Source organism: Tenacibaculum sp. TB-56, from assembly GCF_059716275.2.
Genome location: NZ_CM201367.1, coordinates 2,342,769 through 2,369,456, shown reverse-complemented (window position 1 = coordinate 2,369,456; position 26,688 = coordinate 2,342,769). Strand labels below are relative to the sequence as shown.

At 33.8% G+C, this 26,688-nt stretch carries 10 protein-coding genes and 1 pseudogene; 3 read left to right on the top strand and 8 right to left on the bottom strand.

Going from position 1 to position 26,688, the window contains the following annotated elements; all coding sequences use genetic code 11:
• Positions 1–115 precede the first annotated feature (115 nt).
• From AC3VI6_RS11355 to AC3VI6_RS11340, 4 genes are all read right to left on the bottom strand, one after another.
• Positions 116–1,240 (bottom strand): efflux RND transporter periplasmic adaptor subunit, encoded by a 1,125-nt coding sequence (locus tag AC3VI6_RS11355; RefSeq protein ID WP_497706261.1) that lies wholly within the window; start codon positions 1,238–1,240, stop codon positions 116–118.
• A 10-nt stretch (positions 1,241–1,250) separates the two neighbouring features.
• A complete protein-coding gene (locus AC3VI6_RS11350) occupies positions 1,251–5,573 on the bottom strand; it encodes a CusA/CzcA family heavy metal efflux RND transporter (protein ID WP_497706260.1) in 4,323 nt (1,440 codons plus the stop codon).
• A gap of 83 nt (positions 5,574–5,656) precedes the next feature.
• Positions 5,657–6,052, bottom strand: a complete 396-nt coding sequence (locus AC3VI6_RS11345; RefSeq protein WP_520436250.1) for a hypothetical protein — start codon at positions 6,050–6,052, stop codon at positions 5,657–5,659.
• 134 nt (positions 6,053–6,186) lie between these two features.
• Positions 6,187–11,706 carry an alpha-2-macroglobulin family protein gene (locus AC3VI6_RS11340; protein ID WP_497706258.1) on the bottom strand — a complete coding sequence of 1,840 codons (5,520 nt, stop codon included), beginning with the start codon at positions 11,704–11,706 and terminating at the stop codon, positions 6,187–6,189.
• Between the two features lie 229 nt (positions 11,707–11,935).
• Between AC3VI6_RS11340 and AC3VI6_RS11335 the strand changes: the two genes are divergently transcribed.
• The 3 genes and pseudogenes from AC3VI6_RS11335 (at position 11,936) to AC3VI6_RS11325 (ending at position 13,598) form a co-directional block, all read left to right on the top strand.
• Complete coding sequence (locus AC3VI6_RS11335) at positions 11,936–12,517, top strand: MiaE family protein (protein ID WP_497706257.1); 582 nt, start codon at positions 11,936–11,938, stop codon at positions 12,515–12,517.
• Positions 12,518–12,559: 42 nt separating this feature from the next.
• Positions 12,560–12,996, top strand: a pseudogene (locus AC3VI6_RS11330) (DUF4268 domain-containing protein).
• A gap of 110 nt (positions 12,997–13,106) precedes the next feature.
• The gene (locus AC3VI6_RS11325) at positions 13,107–13,598 is read left to right on the top strand and encodes a CAP domain-containing protein (protein WP_497706256.1); all 492 of its coding nucleotides are present in this window, start codon (positions 13,107–13,109) and stop codon (positions 13,596–13,598) included.
• A 187-nt stretch (positions 13,599–13,785) separates the two neighbouring features.
• Here AC3VI6_RS11325 and AC3VI6_RS11320 read toward each other — a convergent pair whose 3' ends face one another.
• From AC3VI6_RS11320 to AC3VI6_RS11305, 4 genes are read right to left on the bottom strand one after another with little or no spacing between them, the layout of a single operon-like run.
• Positions 13,786–15,681 carry an OmpA family protein gene (locus AC3VI6_RS11320; protein ID WP_497706255.1) on the bottom strand — a complete coding sequence of 632 codons (1,896 nt, stop codon included), beginning with the start codon at positions 15,679–15,681 and terminating at the stop codon, positions 13,786–13,788.
• An 11-nt stretch (positions 15,682–15,692) separates the two neighbouring features.
• On the bottom strand, positions 15,693–16,634 hold the full coding sequence (locus AC3VI6_RS11315) for a PorP/SprF family type IX secretion system membrane protein (RefSeq protein ID WP_435254712.1): 942 nt from the start codon (positions 16,632–16,634) through the stop codon (positions 15,693–15,695).
• An 11-nt stretch (positions 16,635–16,645) separates the two neighbouring features.
• Positions 16,646–26,137 (bottom strand): T9SS type B sorting domain-containing protein, encoded by a 9,492-nt coding sequence (locus AC3VI6_RS11310; RefSeq protein ID WP_497706254.1) that lies wholly within the window; start codon positions 26,135–26,137, stop codon positions 16,646–16,648.
• 41 nt (positions 26,138–26,178) lie between these two features.
• Positions 26,179–26,655: a hypothetical protein gene (locus AC3VI6_RS11305; protein ID WP_274634525.1), complete on the bottom strand. Its 477-nt coding sequence runs from the start codon at positions 26,653–26,655 to the stop codon at positions 26,179–26,181.
• Positions 26,656–26,688 lie beyond the last annotated feature (33 nt).

The following is a 26,688-nucleotide window of genomic DNA, read 5'->3' as shown; positions in this document are numbered from 1 at the left end:
AGTCTGAATCATTTTTCTTCTTTAAACAAAAAGCAAAGAAATATATATTTCCATACATTTCTTTGCTTTTTTATTATAAAAAAATTATAAAAGTTTTAATTTACTTCATATTTAGTTACTCTGTTAACAAATTAAACACACCTTTTTCTAAAAATTTTGCTTCTTTTTTAATTTCTGAGGTTTTCAATTCTACATTATTCTCAAAAGTATTTCCGATTACTACCTTTTGCTTTTTAAAGAAATAACCATCTTTTGAGTTTTCATCTAAAACTAACCCATACATTTCTCCTTCTACCTCAGCTACCGAGGTTTCGGGCAATGAATTAACTTTACTACTGTTCGTTTGTATTACCGCTTCTGCAAACATTCCTGATAAAAAATTTCTTTTTTGTTCCTCCTCAATATGTGCATGTACATCTACCGTTCTATTTTCATTGATGCTTTTTCCTATTAAATGAACTTTCGCTTTATAAACTTCTGATGATAATTCTGGAACCCTAAAACTAATTTCTTGACCTACTTTTAACTTTAAAGCATCTTTTTCAAAAACTGAAAGCTCTAAATGTAAATGCTTGTTGTCTATAATTTCTAAAATCTCATCAGCAGGAGAAATATACGAACCTGAAACCGCTTTGATTTTGGTAATATTTCCTGAAATAGGTGCATAAATACCCGTAACAGAAGTTATTGAACTACTATTTAGTTTACTTGCCGATATATTAATCATTTGTAGCTGTTTCTCTAAGCTTACTAATGTAGTTTGTGCTACTTCAAAATCTCTCTTAGCCTTTAAATAATTTCTTTCCGAAGTTATTTTTTCATCGAATAATGCTTTTTGTCTTTCAAATTCAGATTTTAAAAAAGCTATTTCTTGTTTTGTTTCCAAATACTTTTGTTGCATTGCCACAAACTCTTGGTTTTCTATTGTTACCAAACGTTGCCCTTTTTTGACTTTATCTCCAACTAATAATGGAATACTTTTAATAAATCCCCCCATTTTAGCGGTTACCACAACTTTATTTGTAGGAGGTACATCTATTTTTCCTACCACTTTAATTGTAGTTGGAAAATCTTGTTTTTCAACAGTAACTAATTTCATACTGTTTTTTTCCCATTGTTCATTTGTTATAAAAACTCTATCGTCAGTAACTACTGTTGATTCTTCAGTAGTACTCTCAGCTTCTTTTGATTTACATCCTATTACAGTTATAAATAGGATACTATAAATTATATATTTCATCTTTATTTTTTTAATACGTTAAGTAGTTAATATCTATCACAATATTGTTGTACGACTCTATACTCGTTACATAAGCTAATTTTAGTTGAAAAGCATTTTCAACACTTTGGATATATTGAAAAAAGTCAATCTCACCGTGTTTAAAACTCATATTGGCTGTTTTCAGAATTTCATCTGCTAAGGGCATTCCTTCTTCTTGATAATAAGCTAAAGACACTGTTTGCTCTTGTAGCTTATTTTTAAGATTTGTATAGTAAGTTTCTAACTGTTTTTGATAGTTTGAAGTTTCATACTCAGCAATCTCTTTCGCTATTTTTGATTGCTTTATCTTAGAAGACTCTCCACTAAACAACAATGGAATTTTTATTCCTACTTGGTATCCGTAAAAGTCTTGAGTTACATATTGATTACTTCCTTTAAATACTTCTAAAGACAAATCTGGTAACAACTGTTGTTTTTGTTGAGACAACTGTCTTTTTGCTAATTGCTCTCTTTCATAATAACCTTGAACTTCTGTAATTTCACTTAAATTAACATCTTGAACTTGTATTGGTTTAATAGTAGCTGCTTCTTCAATTACTAAACTATCTTCTACCTGAACTAACGCTTTTATTTTTTGATACGCTATGCGAGAAGCAACTACAGTATTTCGATAATCATTCTTTACTTGTTTCTGTTTTGCTTTTGCTGTTATCTTTTCTAAATAATTAGTTTCTCCCAACTCAAAACGTCGTTTTGCAGCATAAGAGAACTTATTATACAAACTATCTAAACTCTTATAAATATTCTCTTGTGCTTTCGTGTATTGATACCTGTAATAAGCGGTTACAACCGATTTCATCAATTTCTTTTTAGCTGTTTCATATTGATTACTTTCTATGTTATAAGCTGACTTTTGCACTCTCTTATTCGCTCCGTAAACTGTTGGAAATGCAAAGGTTTGTTGAATACCGAAAATATCTAAAGGATGATCTTCTACTGTATTATTTTCATCTCGATTATAATAAACCTCTGTTTTATCAAAAGTATAAGCCGAGGTTATAGCTGCTTTGGCTTTTTCTACTTTTAATTGTTGCGCTTGCAAGCCTTTGTTATTCTCAACAGCTAAATCTAATAAGTTCTGTAAATTTTGAGGAGTTTCTTGTGCTTGAACAGTAGACAATCCCATAAGAAGTACAACACCTAAACTCGCTACTTTTTTATTGATTTTTAATTTCTTCGGATTATCAAAAATTGTGTACAACACAGGTAACACTACCAATGTTAAAATAGTAGAAGTTATCAATCCACCAATTACTACTGTTGCTAAAGGACGTTGTACCTCAGCCCCAGCATTGGTTGATATTGCCATAGGTAAGAACCCTAATGCGGCTGCCGATGCCGTTAGTAGTACAGCTCTTAAACGGTCTGCTGCTCCTTGTTTCACCAGTTCTTCAATAGTAGAAAACCCTTTATGTTTTAACTCTTTAAAATGTTCAATTAATACAATTCCGTTGAGTACTGCTATTCCAAAAAGAGCAATAAAGCCAACTCCTGCTGATATACTAAACGGTAAATCGCGCATCCACAATAATAACACTCCTCCAATAGCTGCAAATGGTATTGCTGAGTAAATAATCAACGCTTCTTTTACTGATTTAAAAGCAAAATACAGCATGATAAATATTAAGATTAACGCTATAGGAACTGCTATCATTAAACGTTTTGAAGCACTCTGTAAGTTCTCGAACTGTCCACCATATGTAATTGTATATCCCGTAGGAAGCTTTACATTTGTATTTATCAATTGTTGAACATCATCTACAACAGATTGTAAATCTCTGTTACGAACGTTAATTCCTACTACTAATCTACGTTTGGTATCATCCCTTGATATTTTTGCAGCTCCTTTTTGATACGTTATAGTTGCTAGCTCATCTAACGGAACTTTTCCTCCATTAGGTAAATCTATATACAACTCTTTTAAGTTGCTAATATCAGTGCGATTGGTCTTGTCTAATCTCACAACTAGGTCGAAACGTTTTTCTCCTTCAAAAACATTTCCTGCTTCTTTTCCGGCAAACGCCATAGACACCATTTCATTAACTTCTTTTATGTTAAGACCGTATCTTGCAATTTTAGCTCTGTCGTAAGCAACATTCATTTGAGGTAAACCTTCAATTTTTTCAACGATAATATCAGAAGCTCCTTCTACATTTTCTACTAGTCTTTTAATTTCACTTCCTTTTTGAGCTAAAACCGACAAATCTTCGCCAAAAATCTTGATTGCTATATCGGCTCTTACACCCGTAATTAACTCATTGAAACGCATTTCGATTGGCTGTGTAAACTCTACTTCCATTCCTGGAATTACCGCTAGTGCTTCTTTAAATTTATCTGCCAACTCATCTTTGCTCTCAGCTGATGTCCACTCTCCTTTAGGTCGTAACGTAATCATGACGTCACTTTCCTCCATACTCATAGGATCTGTTGGCACTTCTGCTGCTCCAATACGTGATACTACTTGTTTCACCTCAGGGAAGTTATCCTTTAGTATTTTTTCAATTTTAGTAGTGGTCTCAATCGTATTACTTAATGTTGTTCCTGTTTTTAAAACGGGTTGAATTACAAAGTCTCCTTCATCTAATGTAGGAACAAACTCTCCTCCCATTTTGCTATAAATAAAAACTGTAAGAACTAACATAGATGATGCAATTCCTAATACTAACTTTTTACGACGCAATGCCCAATTGATTACTGGTGCATACCACTCGTTCAGTTTTTTAATAAGTCTTACTGAAACATTTTTATCTGTAATGTTTGATGGTTTTAAAAATATAGAAGCCATTACAGGAACATAGGTTAAACACAGTAAAATAGCTCCTACAAGTGCAAAACTGAATACCAAAGCCATAGGTTTAAACATTTTTCCTTCAACACCACTTAAAGATAAAATAGGAATGAAAACAATTAATATTATTAATTGCCCAAATACCGCAGAACTCATCATTTTTGAAGCTCCTTCATAACTTACGGAGTCTTTAACTTGTTGTTGTTCTTTCTTATTTAATGTAACGAAAGTGCCTTTTTGCTGGGTGATTTTAAAAGTAATGTATTCAACAATAATTACAGCTCCATCTATTATAATTCCGAAATCTATCGCTCCTAAGCTCATTAAGTTTGCATCGATACCAAAAATGTACATTAATGATAAGGCAAACAAGAGACATAAAGGAATTACAGAAGCGACTACTAATCCAGAGCGAATATTTCCTAATAAAAGAACTACTACAAAAATTACAATTAAGCATCCTATTACTAAGTTTTCGGTAATTGTAAACGTGGTTTTTCCTATAAGTTCACTTCGTTCTAAAAAGGCGTTTATAAATACTCCTTCAGGTAGAGATTTTTCAATACTTGCTACTCTTTCTTTTACTGCTTCAATTACATCTTTTGAGCTCGCATCTTTTAACATCATTACTTGCCCTAAAACCTTCTCTCCTTCTCCATTTGCTGTTATAGCTCCAAATCGTGTAGCACTACCGTAACCTACTGTTGCAACATCTTTAACATAAATAGGCATTCCCTCTTTATTGGTTACAACAATATTTTTTATGTCTTCAAGGTTTTTAGCCAATCCTTCTCCGCGTATAAAATAAGATTGATTTACTTTTTCTATATATCCACCTCCTGCAACACTATTATTATTTTCTAAAGCTGTAAATACTTCTTTTGCTGAAATATTCATCGCATTTAGTTTTTGAGTATTAATGGCTACTTCATACTGCTTTAAATGACCTCCCCAAGTATTAACCTCAACAACTCCAGGTATACCTGACAATTGTCTTTTAACTATCCAATCTTGAATGGTTCGTAAATCTGTGGTGCTATAGCGATCTTTAAACTCTGGTTTTACATCTAGTATGTATTGGTATATTTCTCCCAACCCAGTAGTAATAGGCCCCATTTCTGGACTTCCAAAGCCTTCAGGTATTTTTTCTGAAGCGGCTTTTATTTTTTCGGCTATTAACTGCCTTGGCAAATAAGTTCCCATCGATTCTTCAAAAACGATGGTTACCACCGATAAACCAAATTTAGAAATGGATCTGATTTCTTTTACCCCTGGTAGATTTGCCATTTCAAGTTCTACAGGATAAGTTATAAATTGTTCGATATCTTGTGTTGAAAGATTTCGTGATGTAGTGATTACTTGTACCTGGTTATTGGTCACATCAGGTACAGCCCCGATTGGGAGTTGTGATAACGAATAAATTCCGAAGCCTACAATAAAACTTGTAAATAGTAGGACTATAAATTTATTCTTTATAGTTAATTCTATAATTTTTGATAACATAATTCATCATTTAAATAATTAGATGTTTTATACCGATTATTTATGAAGTAAATCGATAATTTTAATTACTAACTGTATGTGAATTACATATACCTAGGCGGTTGAAACACCCCTAATGCGTCTGGTGAGTTATAAAAATTTTGATAATGAAAAAGTTGCTTTCTTTCTACAAAAGCCAATATTGAGGGTAAAGGAACCTCTATGTCTTCAAATGTAACTTTATGGAAATCTACTACGTGATACTCAAATTGAAACGGAAGTTTCTCATGTTCTTCTTTTTCCTCTTGATGTTTCTCTGAATGAGCTACTTTTAACTCTCCGTAGTGTTTAGATAAGAAAGTAATAAAATTATCACTATAGGTTTCTTTATGAAACTGTGCATGCTCAATTAACTTATCTAAGTTTAAAATATTAGTACACGTAATATTTAAACTTTGAAAAAGCATTACAATAGATAATATTATAGCAGTTGTTCTCACTCGATAACAAAGATACTTTTTTTGATTCTCTCTCCCACACCTTAATAATCTTAATATTATGTTAATAAAAATGAATAATAAACAAAAAAAGGAGCTAATTATAGCTCCTTTTTAATTTCTATTTCATGTAATAATTATTTCACAACTTTAATCCATCTTCCTTGAGTACGTGCAATATAATCGTTGTCGTACATTGCTTCAACTTGTACTCCTGGTAAATAATACTCTCCTAAATACGATGCATTTAATAATACATTAAACGTTTTAGTTTCATACTTTTTCAATGTAAAGTAGTTACTAATACTCGCATCTCGTATATCGGTATAATCTACATTAGAAGATGTTGTATTATTTCCAAAATCGGTAAAACGAGTATTTACAATTTCCCAACCTGAAGGTATAAATTGCGTTAAGGCCACATTTTCTAGTGTTTCACTAGTTGAGTTTTTAATTTTTATCTCAGCTATAAAATTGGTTCCTTGTGATAAATTATCAGGTTCAATACGAGCACCATCTTTTGTTTTATATACAATAGATGCTTCTAAGTTCTTTTGGAATACTTTTTCTTCACCTACTGGTAAAATTCCTTTATTTAGTACTCGTACATATACTACTCCGTTGTTTTTATTGGTTATTTTTAAAGAGTTCTCTTGTTGAAGTGCTACTAAATCTTTTGCTAATAATGATTTGGTTGTGCTTGCTTCTCCTGAAACCTTATTGAAAATATAGTTGGTGTTAATTCCATCAACTCCACCATTTTTTAAAGCATACTGACTCATTGCTAACAAACTATACGCTGTAGTTTGCGTACTCATCCAATTGTTACTAGACAAATCTTCAGCAACTTCTTTAGCTAACTTTATTGCCTTAGTTTCATTATCTAACAAAGTATACGTTTCTAAAGCCATTGCTTTGTTTCTGGTTTCTGAACCATAATTTGAATAATATCTCTTAGTAGAACTATACCCTGTTAATCCTTTTAAAATAGATTGTGCTATCGATTTTTTACCGATTAAAGCATACGCACTTGCCAATCTTGTTTTAGCTTCATCTGAAACTCCCATTGATTCACGTAAACGGTTCATTGAAGCTAAATCTGGGCTATTCGCTAAACACAATGTATACAATCGATATGCTTGCGAAAGAGAATTGTTATAATAGCTTGAAGTATTTCTCCAATTACGTGCTTGTTGTTTTTGATATCCTATCCATTTTGATTTAAATCCAATAGGCAACACATATCCTTTCTTCTCTGCTTCTATCATAAAATGACCAGCATACGATGTTCCCCAACTATCTGCAGTACTATTTCCTTGCCAATAAGAAAGTCCTCCGTTAGACAACTGGAAATCTGACAATCGTTGAATAGCTGCTTTTATATTTCTTTCTGTTGAAGCTACCTTATCTTTTGATAATTCAAATAGTTCAGGTAAGTATAACTGTGGAAAAGCCCCAGAAGTGGTTTGCTCTACACAACCGTGTGGATAACTAATTAAATACCCTAAACGCTTTGTAAAGTTCATTGGAGGTAAAGTAGATAACTCTAACGTAGCGCCATTAGTTCCTCTAGTTCCAAAACTAGTGAAATTTAGTTCGCCTTGTTCGTTCGACTTTAACACTAAATCTTTTACCTCGGTCGTAACTGGATTCGGATTTAAGACATCAATCTCTACTTCGTAAGATGCTTTTTCACTTCCTGAACTTGCATCTATTTTCACTTTACCAATTCCCTTGAAATCGTTTACTTTTAAGGTGAAATACGCCATTTTCTCATCTGGTTGATCAAACGAAACTGTTTGTGTTCGGTCTCCAACTATCGTATAAGATTCATCAGGTTGCACAGTTACTTTTACGTTCTTAATGTTTGGTTTCATTGCAAAAACAGTAACTGGTAGTGTTACGGTTTCTTGAGGTGTAATCTTACGAGGTAGTGATGCTAAAATCATAACAGGTTTACGTACAAAAGCTGTTTTTTCATCGCTACCATACGCATCTTTTTTAGTATCTGTAGCGACAACCATAGCACGAACAGACCCTACATATTTAGGGATTTTAATCTTGTGTTCTTTAATATCTCCCATTTCTAAATCGAAAGGACCTAAATAGGTAACCATTGGTTTGAATCGGTTAGCTTTACGGTTTTTACTTCCTGCTTCCGATTCGTCACCTCCAATACTTAATATTTGATTTGCTTTTCCTCCATAAGCTCCAATAACATCATCAAAAATATCCCATGTTCTTACTCCTAACGATTGACGTGCGTAGAAAACACCCCAAGGATTTGGAGTTTTAAAACGTGTTAAATCTAACAAGCCTTCATCTACTAGCGCAATGGTATACGTCATTGGTCTACCTTTTTCTTCTTTTACACGAATGGTAGCAGTAGACTCTGGTCTTAACTCGTCAGCTAATTGAATTTTAGGTGCTAGTTTAGTATCAGGATTATTTACCAACATCGGGATAGAGCCATACATACGAATTGGTAAATCGTTTACCGTTTGGCTGTGCTTTTGTAATAAAGAAATATTCACAAAAACATTAGGTGTATAGCTCGCTTTTACTGGAAAACTAAACGATGTTTGTTGGGCTTGCGTTGGTGCCCAAAAATGATCTAACACCTCAGTTCCATTTTCAATAGTAATAAAAGCTTTTCCTCCTTCCGAAGAAGGAAACTTAACTGTTGCTGTTTCATTTACTTCATACGATTCTTTATCGGTAGTAAATACTAACATGGTAGCATTGCTCTTATCTTGATTTCCTTTTTTCTTTGCATACCAAGAAGGCCAATCAAAATACACTACGTTAGAAGTTACGTGCTTACTTTTTAAATCGGTTACTTTAATTAAATAGCGTCCCCAATCGTTTTCATCAACTTTTAATTTGAAAGTTCCTTTACCTCCTGTATTTGTACCAATTGTTAACTTTTTATAAGGTTCATGATAACGCGTTCCATCATAACTAGACAATCCATTGTCAGAGGTATTCCACCACCAACGCCATGATAACTTATACACATTTACTTCTAAATTATTCGCTACTCCTACTCCTTCTTGATTTACAGAAGCAACATTAAACATATATTCTTCATCAGTAAACAAATAATTTTTAGATTGAGGTTCTTCTGCATCTTGTAATCCTGCATACGAAGTATAAGGCGATACTTTATTAGAAAACACATCAGTACTAAAATCTCCTCCGTTCTCATAAACCTTAGTTATAAAACTCGCTTTTAGCATTCCTGGAGCTTTACTATCTAGTTTTGGTTTTACAGAGAAATTGGTTGTACCTTCATTATTTAAACTACCTTTTAATACTTTAAACTCCTCAGTTCCAAAACGACGTGTAACATCATCAAAATTATAGTTTTTGAATTTTGAAAACTCAGTAGTTGTTTGCGAAAATTTTCCGTTAATATCTAATTTTAAACCTCTCGCAATAGCACCATGTAACCACTTAACCTCTACATTTCCTGTAATTTCAGAATTAGCTTTGATAAACTTTTCTGTGGTGTTAAGTTTTATTTTTAATCGGTTAGGTTTAATGGTTTCAATTTTTAAGTCTTTGTTAAAAACCGCTCCACCTACACTTACGCGTAATTTCCAGTTTCCAGTAATTGCTTCAGGGTTTGTTGTTGGCGCATAACCATATACATTGTTTGATTTCTTCGGAAGAATTGTTCGGTCAATTATTTTTCCCTGCGGATTGATTAACTCAAACTTTATTGGATGATCATCTGGAATTGGATTCGCATTATCGTTTAATACAAAGGTTAAGAATAATTGATCTCCTGGTCTCCAAACACCACGTTCTCCATAGATATAACCTTTAATTCCTTCTTGCAATTTCACACCTGATACATCAAACTTACTCATAGACAATGCTTCACCGTCGTTTAACTTAATGTATGTTGTATTTTTATTTTTCGTAACTACAGCAAAAAATGCGTTAGAAACATTATTGAAAGTAGCAATTCCTTCTTTATTAGTAGAAGCCGATTCTATAGGTTGCATTTGTAAATTATACAGCGTCACATTTGCAGCTTCAATTGCGTTTGTAGTAAGTATATCTGTTACCGCTACTAAAGTCTTACTATTGTTTCCTTTCTTTACGATTATACCAATATTTGTAGCCAAAATATTAGTGCTAATTTGCTTGTCGTAATAGTAAGAGTTAGTACATGGATTATCTCTATCTCTCCAACTATAATCGTCGTAATAATCTTCATAATAATGAGGATTATCATAACTTTTTGTATTTATCTCTTTTTTTCCAAAAACAATTGTTTTGGTTTCTGATCCTTCAGTACATGAATAAGTAGAATAATCTTTATTGAACGAAAATTCTACTCTATACATCGCTCCATCTTCCACAGTTACAATTTCAGCTAAATCAATAGCAAAAGCATTTTCCTTACTTAAATCGAGTCCTTGATTACCAAGATTCATCGTATATTTTGCAATTGGACGACCTACATAACGTAAATTACCTTGGTTGCTTAAATTATTGTATTGTAAAAATTGTAATACATTATCCTTATAAATTTTATAGATAGTTGCATCAACTGCCTTTAAGTTAACTGCTTTAAAATTGATTTTTAAATTGCTTGAGTTTGGTAAAATTGATCCACTTTTAATAAAGCTAACAGTAGGTTTTAACTCTTCAAAATATACTGTTTTAATAATGTTTTCTTTTAAAGTGTATCCATCTGCACTTTTAATTCCTTTAAAAACCTCTATATCTATCTTTTCTGTATAAGATGCTTTTGGGTATAAAGTAACTTTATTGTTATTTATCTTATAAGTAAATTCTCTTTTTTGAGTATTTAAAAACTGAATAAGTCCTTTTAAATTTTGAGATTTTTGTAACGGATCTGAAAAACTTATTTCTATATGTTGTTTATCCGTATCTATAACATCAATATCTAATACTTTAAAGTTATTTTTTCCTATAATAATCAGTTCTCTTTTACCTTTTGATTCTGACTGAATAGAGCTCCCATTCCAAGTTACTGATAATGATTTATCGTTATCATAACGTTGAATACTGTCTACTTTAAAATATATTTTTGAGCTAAGTTCACCAACTTCACTAAACTTTATTCTCTTCGACTTACCGTTATAAGTTGCTTTTACTAAATGGGTTAATTTAGCTGTTTCAATAACATCACTCGCTATAATTTCACCTTCTACAGCATATAAATCTTTAGTATAAACACTTGGTGATTGTAGTGATACATTGAAAAGTAATTCTTTAGTTTTTAACTTAACTGTAAAGTCTTTTAACTCTTCATCAATATCTTCATACAAGTTTGATAAATGAAGAGTTACCAAATATTCTTGATTACTTTTTAATTTTTCTGCTGGTATAAAAGCAATTTCATTCTCGTTTACAGCTACTTCACCTTTAATCTCTGGTGAAACTGTTATAATTTCATTTGCATCAAAATTTGTAGTGGCTTTCTTTTTTAATACAAACTTTAAATTTGGTGTTACCGATATTAACTTATCTGGAAACACACTAATATACTCACTAAATTCGTTAACATTACTTTCTGTAGTAACTGATTTTTTACACGAATTAGCCATAAGCATTAAACAGATTAATGCAAGAGAACCTAAAATTTTTCTCATTTCTTTTAGTAACTGTAATTTCATTTTTTTGGAAGTTTTATCTTTCTCTATTCTTTATAAAACTACTGAAAAATCTTTTTTATAGATGATCTATTTAGAATTTGTAGCAATTTGTTTAGTATCCGTAATTAGAATCGGTATTTATCAGCAATTTTTTAAGAGATTTTTTTACGAACAAAGCTAACTATTTTTAAGCTATTTATTACTCTATTCGTTTTTATATTTTTTACTTTTACAACCTCAATTACACATTATGCTTGGACTACAATTTGACACAGAAACTTCATGGGTTGAAGTTGCTAAAAACGGCTTAGAACAATTATTAACCGATCATGCTTTTGCTGAACAAAAAGCTGCTTCGAATGCTGTGTCAATTATCATCAACTATTCTGAAGAAACCGAACTTGTTAAAGATATGAGTGATATTGCCATTGAAGAAATGGAACATTTTAGAATGGTACATAATTTAATGGTAGAACGAGGAATGGTTTTAGGGCAAGCAAGTAAAAATGATTACGCTCAACGACTGCAAAAGTTTTTTCCACATACTAAAGACAGAACTGAAGCCCTAATACAACGTTTGTTAGTTGCAGCATTAATTGAAGCTCGTAGTTGTGAACGTTTTAAGGTTTTTGCAGATAATATGGAAGATGAAGAGCTTTCTAAGTTTTATTTAGATTTAATGGTTTCAGAAGCAAATCACTACACCTTATTTTTAGGTTATGCTCGTCAATATATGGATCGTGATCTTGTTGACGAAAAATGGAGCAGTTTGTTAGCTTTTGAAGCTAAAATGATGCGCGAAAGAGGTAAGGAAGCAAGGGTTCACGGATAATAAATACACTGCAAACAATTTTAAATTAAATATATTAAGTAAGTGTTTAGTAAAGAAGAATCAGCTCGATTACGTAAAGAATTTTGGACAAGCTTTGGAAAATCTTTTCCAAGAAAATGGCTGTTGTATAATACTAAAATAAAAGGATTTGCTTTTAAATTTCAAGCTGATAGAAAAAAGCTTCTGTGTGTTTAGATTTCGAACACCCTGAAGATGTTGCTAATGAACTACTTTACGATCAATTACTTTCTTTAAAAAAAATACTAGAAACTGAATATTTACCAGAAGTAATTTACGATGATACTTTTGAATTGGATAATCATAAAATTATCCGAAGAATTTATGTTCCTTTTGATAAAAAATTCAGCATACATAATAAAGATACTTGGCGAGATTGCTATGAGTTTTATGTTGAAACTATGACACAGTTTGAGCTGTTTTTTTATGAATATGAAGATTTTATAAAACAGGCTATCTAGTCACAGGAAAAAGCCCCTTTTTACCTCAAAAACATACAATTAACTTGTTTCGCATTAAGTTTTCGTTATATCTTTACAACGTTTTTTGATTAACCCCTTAACCCCCAATCATGAATAACTATCCCCTCAAGTTATTAGTGCTTTGTTGTGCACTAATATTAACGTCTTGTTCGTCTAGTGAAACTGAAATAGTTGACAACAACCCTGAAATGTCAATTACAGTAAGTGAAAAATCAATAGAATCGGACATTTTGACCCTTATTAATAATTATAGAGTTAATAATGGTTTTTCTTCACTAAGTAAATTAGAAGTCATTAAATCGCAAACAAACAATCATACAAACTATATGATTGAAAAGAATGAGGTTTCTCATGACTTTTTTTACCAACGCAAAGAGTACTTAACGCAAAATGCTAACGCTGTAAGTGTTGCAGAAAATGTAGCTTATGGTTATTCTACAGCTGAATCTGTTGTTAATGCATGGGTTAAAAGTGATGGTCACAAGAAAAATATTGAAGGTGACTTTACTCATTTTGACATTACCGCTGAAAAAAGTGCTGATGGTAAATGGTATTTTACCAACATCTTTGTAAGACAATAGTGAAGAAAATAAAACCTCAATTCAATGTGCGAGATTGAATCAGGGCAAAAGAAAACTACTCTACGAAGGCTAATTACTTGTTTTCACTTTTATAATCATTAAAACAAAAGTGAAATAAATAAAAAAAAACCCAATTCAATGTGCGAGATTGAACCGGGGCAAAGAAAACTACTCTACGGGAGACTAATTACTTATTTTCACCTTTATAATCATTCGTGATTATAAATTTTGATCGTCTGTTTTCTTGATGTTCTTCTTCGGTACATTTAACACCGTTAGAACACTTATTTATCAATTGTTTTTCTCCATAACCAATAGCACTTTGAATTCTGTGTTTGGCTATATCACGTGAATAAATATAATCTCTAGTAGATTTTGCTCTTCTATCAGATAAAATTTCATTGTATCGGTCACTTCCTCTGCTGTCTGTATGTGCTTCAATTTTTATAATCATTTTCGGATTATTTTTTAACACTCTTACTATATGCTCTAACTCGTAAGCAGCATCAGGACGAATATTCCATTTATTAAAATCAAAGAATATTGGGTCAATTACAATCTCATTACCTATAATTAATGGTGTTAAATATAAATTGCGTTCTATTTCAACACCTCTTCTATCAGTGGTTTCAACATTATCAATAAAATCATCTTTATAATCTAGTTTTGTACCTCTTAATCTAAATTTCTTCTCGCATTCTACTTCAAAAATATAAGAAGCGTCTTCTTGAGTAACAAACCTTTGTATTACCTTACCTTCGGCATCTATTAATTCTACTAAAGTATTTGGCAACAATTCTTTTGTTCTTTTATCGAATGTTTTACCTTTTATAAATTGTTTACACTTAAAAGTTCTGAACTCATAAATATCATCTTCTCCTTTACCTTCTGGTCTATTCGAAGAAAAATATCCTGTTTTTCCATCTTCATTATAAAAAAAGGCAAAATCATCATAACCGCTATTAAACGGAGCTCCTATATTTATTACTTCAGAAGAGTTGTTTTTTAACAAATCTGATTTATAAATATCTAAAAGACCTAGATTTTGATATCCATCTGAAGAAAAATATAAGGTGTAATCTTTTGCTACAAACGGAAACATTTCTCTATCAGCTGTATTAATTTTCTCTCCTAAATTTGTGACTTTTCCATAGCCTCCATCAGGTAAAATTGCTACTTTGTAAATATCGGTTGCTCCAAAACCTCCAGGTCTATCAGATGTAAAATACAATGTTTTTTCATCTGGACTTAATGCTGGATGCCCACTAGAATAAACTTTGTCATTAAAAGGTAGTTCTTCAACATCATCCCATTGACCATTCACCAAAGTTGCTTTGAAAATTTTTAAGTTCGACGTACCTTTTTTATCATACTCAAGCTTTTCTTTTTCATCTAGATTATTCCTAGTAAAGTACAATGTCTTTCCATCTTTGGTAATAGCGACATTCGATTCGTGGAAACCTGTATTAATCTTGGAAGAAACAATTGGCATAACATCCTCTAAATCAAACTCATCATCTTTAGTTATAATTTTTGCTTGATATATATCTAGATACGGCTGATTGTTCCATTCATAAATTTCACCTTTATCGTTTCTTGTAGAAGCAAAATATAACTTTTCACCTTGCACGTAAGAACCAAATTCTGAATTTTTAGTATTGATTTTTAAATTTGCTATTTCTACAGAATCTTTATTTAGTGTTTTTAGCTTATCATAATCTACAATTCCTATTTTGGTGACTACATCAGGTATTTTTTGCAGCCATTTATCTGCTTTTTCGTATTCACCAAGACTTCTAAGTGATTGTACATATTTATATATAGCTTCATCACTTAAACCTTCATCTCTATTGGAAGCCACCCCATACCAGTAAGCTGCTTGTTTAGAGTTAGAATTGTTATAATAACAATCGGCTAATTTTGTTACCATTTCTACTCCATCATCACCTGCGTAAATCGCTTTTTTATAGAATTCAGCAGCCTTTATGTAGGAGTATTCTTTATAAAATTTATCAGCTACTTTTCTTTGTGAAAAAGCAAAACATGATAAAAAAAGTAATATAAATGTAATTTTTGTTTTCATAACTGTGCTTTTTAAAAGTATCTAGGTGATTTTGTTCTATATGCTTTAGGAAGCAATTCAAACATCAATAATACCTCGTGAGTACCATTTGAATATTGATTAATATCAGATAATGGATGTTCGTAAGCATATCCTATTCTAAACTGACGAGAAACTTGAAAATCTACCAAAGCTCCTAATGCTCCTGTATACTCGTTAATTCTGTAAGACCCACCTAACCAAAGCTTTTCATTAAACAAAAAGTTTGCTGTAATATCATACGATAAAGGTGCTCCGTTGGTTGCTTTAATTAAAGTTGCTGGCTTAAATTTTACATTATCACTTAAATCAAATACATAACCTCCTGTTAAGTAATAACTCACCTTATCTACAACTCCGTAATTAATTCCATTAACTTGTAAATCATTATGGTCTATATTTAATAGCCTCGGAGCCGACAATCCTACATACCATTTATTGGTGTGCATTAATACCCCACTACCTATATTAGGCTCCCATCTATTTTGAATTCCTGAGATACCTGGATCAGATGGTTCTGCAGCTATTAAAGCATCATCAATATTATATTGAGTAAAACCTGCTTTAAGACCAAAGGCTAATTTTATAGTACTGTTAAGTTTAATCGTGTAAGAAAAATCTCCATATAAATAGGTGAACTTTTCGTATCCAAGCTTATCGTTAATAAACGATAAACCTAGACCGATTTTATCATTCCTTAGAGGTGAGTGAACAGATAAAGTTTGCGTTTCAGGCGCTCTATCTAATCCTGCCCACTGGCTTCTATGCAACCCAACTATACTCAACACTTCTCTACTACCTGCATAAGCAGGGTTTATGGAAATAGTGTTGTACATGTACTGGGTAAATTGTGGTAACTGTTGCGATTGTACGGTAAAAATACCTGCAAATAGTAACACAACAATTGCTTGTAATATTCTGTAATTATGGTTCATAGCTTATAATATTATTTGGTTCCTAAATAAATTGCTCCTGTAAATGGTTTTAAACCACTATTTTCTAATATTACAATGTAGTAATATGTACCTGCTGGTAATCTTTTAGCCCCTCCAAACTTAGTTCCATCAGAAACTCCATTCCAATTATTGGCATAATTGTTAGACTCAAAGACTTGTGCTCCCCAACGGTTAAATATTTTCACATTTACTATAAATCCACAAGATTCTACTCCTGTTACTTCAAAGAATTCATTCCATGAATCTCCATTAGGGGTTACTGCTTTTGATATTACCACATCTTCTTGTCCACATGGTAATACAATACAGTCATCGTTTAAATTAATCGTAACTTTTATTGACCTTAAACATCCATTATTTGGTTCAGTATAAGTGAATACATAGTCTCCTAAACTTAAACCTGATGGATCAAAACTTGCATCGTCCGATAATACTACATTTCCTTGTGTAACTTCCCAACTACCTTCTTCACTTGGGTTAGCTACATAATCATTCAAATTAATTTCTCCATCGTCTATACATTTAGAATCAGCTATTTCTGTTACCGATGTATTGACTGTTACTGTAATGGTTTGTGTAAATTCAGCTACGTTTCCACAATCATCAGAAACTGTCCATGTTCTTGTAATCATATAATTACTATCAGTTCCATCAAACGTACTTGTCTCTTCAAAATTTGTTTGAGTTACGTTTGCTGAACAATTATCAGTAAACTCTAAAGTTGGAACCTCTGGAACATTGTCACATTCAACTGTAATATCTTCTAAAGTAGAAACTAATTCTGGTGCTTCAGTATCTTCAACATTAATTACTTGAGTATGTGAAACTGTATTCCCTGCACAATCTTCTGCTGTCCAAATTCGAGTAATTGAATATGCCGAAGCACATGCTTCTTCTTCTCTAGTAATTTCTTCTGAATAATTTACTGTAACTGATGAACTACAATTATCTGTCACTGTTAATACCGCTGCTTCTGGAATTGTATCGCAACTTACCGTTACATTCGCTGGTAATTCTTCTACAAACTCTGGTGCTACTGTATCTTCTACTGTTACTACTTGAGAATGTGAAGTTTCATTTCCTGCACAATCTTGAACTGTCCATGTTCTGGTAATTGTATATTCTGTTGCACAGTCATCATCTTGTCCTGCAAACTCTTCTGAATAATTTACTGTAACTGATGAACTACAATTATCTGTCGCTGTTAATACCGCTGCTTCAGGAATTGTATCACAACTTACTGTTACATCCGCAGGTAATTCTTCCACAAACTCTGGAGCTACCGTATCTTCTACTGTTACTACTTGAGAGTGTGAAGTTTCATTTCCTGCACAATCTTGAACTGTCCATGTTCTGGTAATTGTATATTCTGTTACACAGTCATCATCTTGTCCTGCAAACTCTTCTGAATAATTTACTGTAACTGATGAACTACAATTATCTGTCGCTGTTAATACCGCTGCTTCAGGAATTGTATCACAACTTATCGTTACATCCGCAGGTAATTCTTCTACAAACTCTGGAGCTACCGTATCTTCTACTGTTACTACTTGAGAGTGTGAAGTTTCATTTCCTGCACAATCTTGAACTGTCCATGTTCTAGTAATTGTATATTCTGTTACACAGTCATCATCTTGTCCTGCAAACTCTTCTGAATAATTTACTGTAACTGATGAACTACAATTATCTGTCGCTGTTAATACCGCTGCTTCAGGAATTGTATCACAACTTATCGTTACATCCGCAGGTAATTCTTCTACAAACTCTGGAGCTACCGTATCTTCTACTGTTACTACTTGAGAGTGTGAAGTTTCATTTCCTGCACAATCTTGAACTGTCCATGTTCTGGTAATTGTATATTCTGTTACACAGTCATCATCTTGTCCTGCAAACTCTTCTGAATAATTTACTGTAACTGATGAACTACAATTGTCTGTCGCTGTTAATACTACTGCTGCTGGAATGGCATCACAACTTACAGTTATTTCTGCTGCTGGTAACTCCTCCACAAACTCGGGTGCTACTGTGTCTTCTACTGTGATTACTTGAATATGAGTAGTCGTGTTTCCTGAACAATCTGATACCGTCCATTTTCTTGTAATTAAGTATTCCGATCCACAAGCATCGTCATCTCCACTTTTTACTTCACTTGGAATTACGGTTACTGATGGATCACAATTGTCTGTCGCTGTTAGTGTTTCCATCACTGGAATATTATCACAACTTACTGTAATTTCTGCTGCTGGTAACTCCTCTACAAACTCTGGTGCCACTGTGTCTTCTACTGTGATTACTTGAATATGAGTAGTTGTGTTTCCTGAACAATCTGATACAGTCCATTTTCTTGTAATTAAGTATTCTGATCCACAGGCATCATCATCTCCACTTGTTACTTCACTTGGAATTACGGTTACTGATGGATCACAGTTATCTGTTGCTGTTAGTGTTTCCATCACTGGGATATTATCACAACTTACTGTAATCTCTGCTGCTGGTAACTCCTCTACAAACTCTGGTGCCACTGTGTCTTCTACTGTGATTACTTGAATATGAGTAGTTGTGTTTCCTGAACAATCTGATACAGTCCATTTTCTTGTAATTAAGTATTCTGATCCACAAGCATCATCATCTCCACTTGTTACTTCACTTGGAATTACGGTTACTGACGGATCACAGTTATCTGTTGCTGTTAGTGTTTCCATCACTGGAATATTATCACAACTTACTGTAATTTCTGCTGCTGGTAACTCCTCTACAAACTCTGGTGCCACTGTGTTTTCTACTGTGATTACTTGAATATGAGTAGTTGTGTTTCCTGAACAATCTGATACAGTCCATTTTCTTGTAATTAAGTATTCCGATCCACAAGCATCATCATCTCCACTTGTTACTTCACTTGGAATTACGGTTACTGATGGATCACAGTTATCTGTTGCTGTTAGTGTTTCCATCACTGGGATATTATCACAACTTACTGTAATCTCTGCTGCTGGTAACTCCTCTACAAACTCTGGTACCACTGTGTCTTCTACTGTGATTACTTGAATATGAGTAGTTGTGTTTCCTGAACAATCTGATACAGTCCATTTTCTTGTAATTAAGTATTCCGATCCACAAGCATCATCATCTCCACTTGTTACTTCACTTGGAATTACGGTTACAGATGCATCACAATTATCAGTCGCTGTCAAGGTTTCCATTACTGGAATATTATCACAACTTACTGTAATCTCTGCTACTGGCAACTCTTCTACAAACTCTGGTGCTACTGTGTCTTCTACTGTGATTACTTGAATATGAGTAGTCGTGTTTCCTGAACAATCTGATACAGTCCATTTTCTTGTAATTAAGTATTCAGATCCACAAGCATCATCATCTCCACTTGTTACTTCACTTGGAATTACGGTTACAGATGCATCACAATTGTCTGTCGCTGTCAAAGTTTCCATTACTGGAATATTGTCACAACTTACTGTGATTTCTTCTGCTGGTAACTCTTCTACAAATTCTGGTGCTACTGTGTCTTCTACTGTGATTACTTGAATATGAGTAGTCGTGTTTCCTGAACAATCTGATACAGTCCATTTTCTTGTAATTAAGTATTCCGATCCACAAGCATCATCATCTCCACTTGTTACTTCACTTGGAATTACGGTTACAGATGGATCACAATTGTCTGTCGCTGTCAAGGTTTCCATTACTGGAATATTATCACAACTTACTGTAATCTCTGCTACTGGCAACTCTTCTACAAACTCTGGTGCTACTGTGTCATTTATAATAAATTTAGCACTATTTGTATCTACAGTATTTCCACAAGCATCTTTTGCTGTAAAAATTACTTCCACTTCTCCTGTAAAACTACATGTATACGTTAAATCAGTATAATTATTACTCCAAGATACTACACTACAATCATCCGTTGCTGTTGCTCCTCCATTACTTGCTAACCAATCGTTTAATTCTGTTGTATTACCTGAGCCATCACATTCAACAACTTTGTCTGATGGTTGCTGAGTTATTGTTGGTGGTGTTTCATCTTTAATTAAATATCCTGCCGTTGTGGTACTAAAGTTTCCACAATCATCTGTAGCTGTAAATATTACTGTAATATAACTTCCATCACATTTTACTGAAGTATCATCTCCATAATTGTTTGTCCATGTTACATTACCACAGCTATCTGTAGCTGTCGCTCCTGCATTATTATTTAACCAATCTTGTAAAGTAACTCCTGTATCTCCTACTCCACATTCTATATCAATATTATTTTTGCTTGTTTCATCAATAATTGGTGCTGTTGTATCTACTATGGTGAAGGTTGCTTCTTTCGTAATATCATTTCCACACTCATCTGTTAACGTAAAAGTTACTGTTTCTGAGCCTGTGCCTCCACATAAATCGCTTAAACCTGTACTGTTATGTGTTACTATAGCTGTTCCACATCCGTCTTCTCCACTAAAGCTCGCTAACCAATCTGTAAATGCTTGTGCATTGGTCGATGGATCACACTCTTCACTTATCATATCCGTTGGCTCATTTACCCATACCGGATCTGTTGTGTCTACTATGGTGAAGGTTGCTTCTTTCGTAATATCATTTCCACACTCATCCGTTAAGGTAAAGGTTACGGTTTCTGAACCTGTGCCTCCACATAAATCGCTTAAACCTGTACTGTTATGTGTTACTATAGCTGTTCCACATCCGTCTTCTCCACTAAAGCTCGCTAACCAATCTGTAAATGCTTGTGCATTGGTCGATGGATCACACTCTTCACTTATCATACCCGTTGGCTCATTTACCCATACCGGATCTGTGGTGTCTACTATGGTGAAGGTTGCTTCTTTCGTAATATCATTTCCACACTCATCTGTTAACGTAAAAGTTACTGTTTCTGAGCCTGTACCGCCACATAAATCACTTAAACCTGTACTGTTATGTGTTACTATAGCTGTTCCACATCCGTCTTTTCCACTAAAGCTCGCTAACCAATCTGTAAATGCTTGTGCATTGGTCGATGGATCACACTCTTCACTTATCATATCCGTTGGCTCATTTACCCATACCGGATCTGTGGTATCTACTATGGTGAAGGTTGCTTCTTTCGTAATATCATTTCCACACTCATCTGTTAACGTAAAAGTTACTGTTTCTGAGCCTGTGCCTCCACATAAATCGCTTAAACCTGTACTGTTATGTGTTACTGTAGCTGTTCCACATCCGTCTTTTCCACTAAAGCTCGCTAACCAATCTGTAAATGCTTGTGCATTGGTCGATGGATCACACTCTTCACTTATCATATCCGTTGGCTCATTTACCCATGTTGGATCTGTGGTGTCTACTATGGTGAAGGTTGCTTCTTTCGTAATATCATTTCCACACTCATCTGTTAAGGTAAAAGTTACTGTTTCTGAACCTGTGCCTCCACATAAATCGCTTAAACCTGTACTGTTATGTGTTACTATAGCTGTTCCACATCCGTCTTCTCCACTAAAGCTCGCTAACCAATCTGTAAATGCTTGTGCATTGGTCGATGGATCACACTCTTCACTTATCATATCCGTTGGCTCATTTACCCATACCGGATCTGTGGTATCTACTATGGTGAAGGTTGCTTCTTTCGTAATATCATTTCCACACTCATCTGTTAACGTAAAAGTTACGGTTTCTGAGCCTGTACCGCCACATAAATCACTTAAACCTGTACTGTTATGTGTTACTGTAGCTGTTCCACACCCGTCTTTTCCACTAAAGCTCGCTAACCAATCTGTAAATGCTTGTGCATTGGTCGATGGATCACACTCTTCACTTATCATATCCGTTGGCTCATTTACCCATACCGGATCTGTGGTGTCTACTATGGTGAAGGTTGCTTCTTTCGTAATATCATTTCCACACTCATCTGTTAACGTAAAAGTTACTGTTTCTGAGCCTGTGCCGCCACATAAATCACTTAAACCTGTACTGTTATGTGTTACCGTAGCTGTTCCACATCCGTCTTCTCCACTAAAGCTCGCTAACCAATCTGTAAATGCTTGTGCATTGGTCGATGGATCACACTCTACGCTTATCATATCCGTTGGCTCATTTACCCATACCGGATCTGTGGTGTCTACTATGGTGAAGGTTGCTTCTTTCGTAATATCATTTCCACACTCATCTGTTAACGTAAAAGTTACAGTTTCTGAGCCTGTACCGCCACATAAATCACTTAAACCTGTACTGTTATGTGTTACCGTAGCTGTTCCACATCCGTCTTCTCCACTAAAGCTCGCTAACCAATCTGTAAATGCTTGTGCATTGGTCGATGGATCACACTCTACACTTATCATATCCGTTGGCTCATTTACCCATACCGGATCTGTGGTATCTACTATGGTGAAGGTTGCTTCTTTCGTAATATCATTTCCACACTCATCTGTTAAGGTAAAAGTTACTGTTTCTGAACCTGTGCCGCCACATAAATCACTTAAACCTGTACTGTTATGTGTTACTGTAGCTGTTCCACATCCGTCTTCTCCACTAAAGCTCGCTAACCAATCTGTAAATGCTTGTGCATTGGTCGATGGATCACACTCTTCACTTATCATATCCGTTGGCTCATTTACCCATACCGGATCTGTGGTGTCTACTATGGTGAAGGTTGCTTCTTTCGTAATATCATTTCCACACTCATCTGTTAAGGTAAAAGTTACTGTTTCTGAACCTGTGCCGCCACATAAATCACTTAAACCTGTACTGTTATGTGTTACCGTAGCTGTTCCACATCCGTCTTCTCCACTAAAGCTCGCTAACCAATCTGTAAATGCTTGTGCATTGGTCGATGGATCACACTCTTCACTTATCATATCCGTTGGCTCATTTACCCATACCGGATCTGTGGTGTCTACTATGGTGAAGGTTGCTTCTTTCGTAATATCATTTCCACACTCATCTGTTAAGGTAAAAGTTACTGTTTCTGAACCTGTGCCGCCACATAAATCACTTAAACCTGTACTGTTATGTGTTACCGTAGCTGTTCCACATCCGTCTTCTCCACTAAAGCTCGCTAACCAATCTGTAAATGCTTGTGCATTGGTCGATGGATCACACTCTTCACTTATCATATCCGTTGGCTCATTTACCCATACCGGATCTGTGGTGTCTACTATGGTGAAGGTTGCTTCTTTCGTAATATCATTTCCACACTCATCTGTTAAGGTAAAAGTTACTGTTTCTGAACCTGTGCCGCCACATAAATCACTTAAACCTGTACTGTTATGTGTTACCGTAGCTGTTCCACATCCGTCTTCTCCACTAAAGCTCGCTAACCAATCTGTAAATGCTTGTGCATTGGTCGATGGATCACACTCTTCACTTATCATATCCGTTGGCTCATTTACCCATACCGGATCTGTGGTGTCTACTATGGTGAAGGTTGCTTCTTTCGTAATATCATTTCCACACTCATCTGTTAAGGTAAAAGTTACTGTTTCTGAACCTGTGCCGCCACATAAATCACTTAAACCTGTACTGTTATGTGTTACCGTAGCTGTTCCACATCCGTCTTCTCCACTAAAGCTCGCTAACCAATCTGTAAATGCTTGTGCATTGGTCGATGGATCACACTCTACGCTTGTCATGTCCATTGGCTCATTTACCCATACTGGATCTGTGGTGTCTGCTACTGTGATGGTTTGGGTAAATTGTCCACTTGTTCTTCCACAACTATCTGTAAATGTCCAAGTATTAGTATATGTTCCTATAACAGGACAATTAGTTGTTGAAGCCTCAAAACTTCCAGGTATTTTGGTTATTGTTAAATCACAACTAGCCTCTGGCTTAAGTAATTGTGCTGCAGCTAGGGCAGCACCGTCGTCACAAGACACTGTTCTATCTAATGAACCGACTGTAGTTGTCCAATTAGCCTCGTCAGGTTGGTTAATACTTATCTCATTAGGTAAATTATCTCCTATACCACAAGAATCAACTGATTTAGAACTTAAAGTAGTTTGTGTACTATTATTTTCTTCTCCTGCATAAGTTGCTACTAATTGCATTTGAAATTTATCGGAACACATTTCTTCTAGAAAATAACATTGTTCTTTTACTTTCACCTGAAAACTTAAACTATATGGTGTATCTCCTACATCTGTAATTCCATCAATAGCATTAAAGGTTAATAATCTAGTTGTCGTATTATAGCTATAAGTAACTCCAAAAGGTAACCCTGTTATTGGTTCTATTAAATCTACTTCTTGAGGTATTGTTGTTTCTATTTTTAAGTCTTTTACATTGTCATTACCATTGTTTTCTATATTGACTGAAAAACTAACAGTGTCTTCTACACTACTAGTATTTGTTGAGCTTGATAATATTAATGGTGCTAAATCTGGTTTCCAAACATCAACAGATAAACCTATTAAAAAGAGTCCGTATGTTTCTTGGTTTGATGTTAATCTTATTGTCGCAGAAGTTTGATTGTTAGCTATTATACTGTTTCCTGGATTACTAAGAGCAAATACATCTGCATCAAATCCTAAAGTATTAGTACTAGCTGGATTTCTATCTATAAAGTTACTTCCATTTTTAGCTATTCTACTATTAAAAAAATTACTTGAACTCCTTAAACTATATGATAAATCTACCCAATTGTTACTAGTATTTTTTATTTGTAACCTGTCTCCTGATAAATCTCTATCTCCTTCTAGGGCACCTATTACTACATCTACATCTACATCTCCTGTTGGTACTGTTTGAAAACCACTAAATCCTATTTCAAAATTATTAACACTACTTGTAACATGGGCGTAACCATCAAAAAGCGATATATTTTTTGCTGGTAAAGTGGGGCTTTCATATACAAATACTATTTGCCAACCTCCAGAAGTTCCTGTATTTCCTCCACCATGTGAGGTCAAACTCCCTTCCTTTGCCTTAACATTAGCTACTTGATAAGTCCCATAGGGTGTTGCCAAAGCTTTTACTTCATTTGTGATGTCTTTAAAACAAATATATGGGTCATTAACAAAGTGACCTACATCGTCTCTTCCTCTATAAATAACATCATCAGCTGTTATAGTTGTATAACCTAAACTTCCTGGTAATTGCAATTTTATTTTATTGTAATCCCAGTTTGGTTCATCAGAAGGATCGTTCTCTTCTTTATCAGCTGCTGCCCAGTATAAATATGCTTTCTTTATACTTAAACAACTAACTGTTGGCTCTGGATTAGATAAATTTGCACTACTTGAATTGAATGTACTTGCATCGTTATCTATATCAACAAAAACGTTATTACTAAAGTCATGGTTTCCATCATTTCCTGTATAGCTTGTTGTTTTATTTCTTGATAAAACGTTATTCGCTATTAATGTTACATTTCCTTTAACTGCTTCTGAAAATCTTGGTTGAAACCCTTTTTTTATTTGAGCTTCTAATCTTCCTCCAGCAACTAGAAAAACCACTATAAAAAGTAGAATAAAACTAGTAATTTTTTTCATGTTCTCTAAGTTTTTAATAATAACAATCTTATCTAAATAGTCTAATTGTCATTACTTTGATTGGGTATGTATGTTTTTATAATAATTTTACTAGAGACTGCTGCTTTTTGCATTGACATTTGCTCTTGAAGGTCATTTACTAGAAACTCTACACAATTCCAACTTCCTAAGTTGATATTGTAAGGTTTAGTAATTTTTAAATAAAGTGCTTTACTTCTTTTAGGTAGTACTTTAAATGCTCCTGTAATAGGTTTCTTTTTTTCATCCAGTAATGAGTACTCTAATACAGTTTCTATATTCTTTTGATTTTTACAAGGTATGTTATTTATAGAAAAACGATACCTTTTTTCTACTGAGCTATTATTCTTAATTTTTAATTTATGTATGTGTACTCTTTCATAGTCTGGTTTTTCACTATGAGAAATTACTGAAAGTTCAGTTAAACCTTGTGACCATAGGGTTAAACCACTGAATAAAAAGAATAAATACAATAATTTTTGAATAGTATTTTTTTTCATATCACTTGTTTTTAATTATTACTAATACAAACA

Bases quoted from the DNA above. Each gene is read 5' to 3' on its own strand.
- AC3VI6_RS11325 (WP_497706256.1), top strand. From the start codon at position 13,107: ATGAATAACTATCCCCTCAAGTTATTAGTGCTTTGTTGTGCACTAATA.
- AC3VI6_RS11350 (WP_497706260.1), bottom strand. From the start codon at position 5,573: ATGTTATCAAAAATTATAGAATTAACTATAAAGAATAAATTTATAGTC.
- AC3VI6_RS11340 (WP_497706258.1), bottom strand. From the start codon at position 11,706: ATGAAATTACAGTTACTAAAAGAAATGAGAAAAATTTTAGGTTCTCTT.
- AC3VI6_RS11310 (WP_497706254.1), bottom strand. From the start codon at position 26,137: ATGAAAAAAATTACTAGTTTTATTCTACTTTTTATAGTGGTTTTTCTA.
- AC3VI6_RS11355 (WP_497706261.1), bottom strand. From the start codon at position 1,240: ATGAAATATATAATTTATAGTATCCTATTTATAACTGTAATAGGATGT.
- AC3VI6_RS11320 (WP_497706255.1), bottom strand. From the start codon at position 15,681: ATGAAAACAAAAATTACATTTATATTACTTTTTTTATCATGTTTTGCT.
- AC3VI6_RS11335 (WP_497706257.1), top strand. From the start codon at position 11,936: ATGCTTGGACTACAATTTGACACAGAAACTTCATGGGTTGAAGTTGCT.
- AC3VI6_RS11315 (WP_435254712.1), bottom strand. From the start codon at position 16,634: ATGAACCATAATTACAGAATATTACAAGCAATTGTTGTGTTACTATTT.
- AC3VI6_RS11305 (WP_274634525.1), bottom strand. From the start codon at position 26,655: ATGAAAAAAAATACTATTCAAAAATTATTGTATTTATTCTTTTTATTC.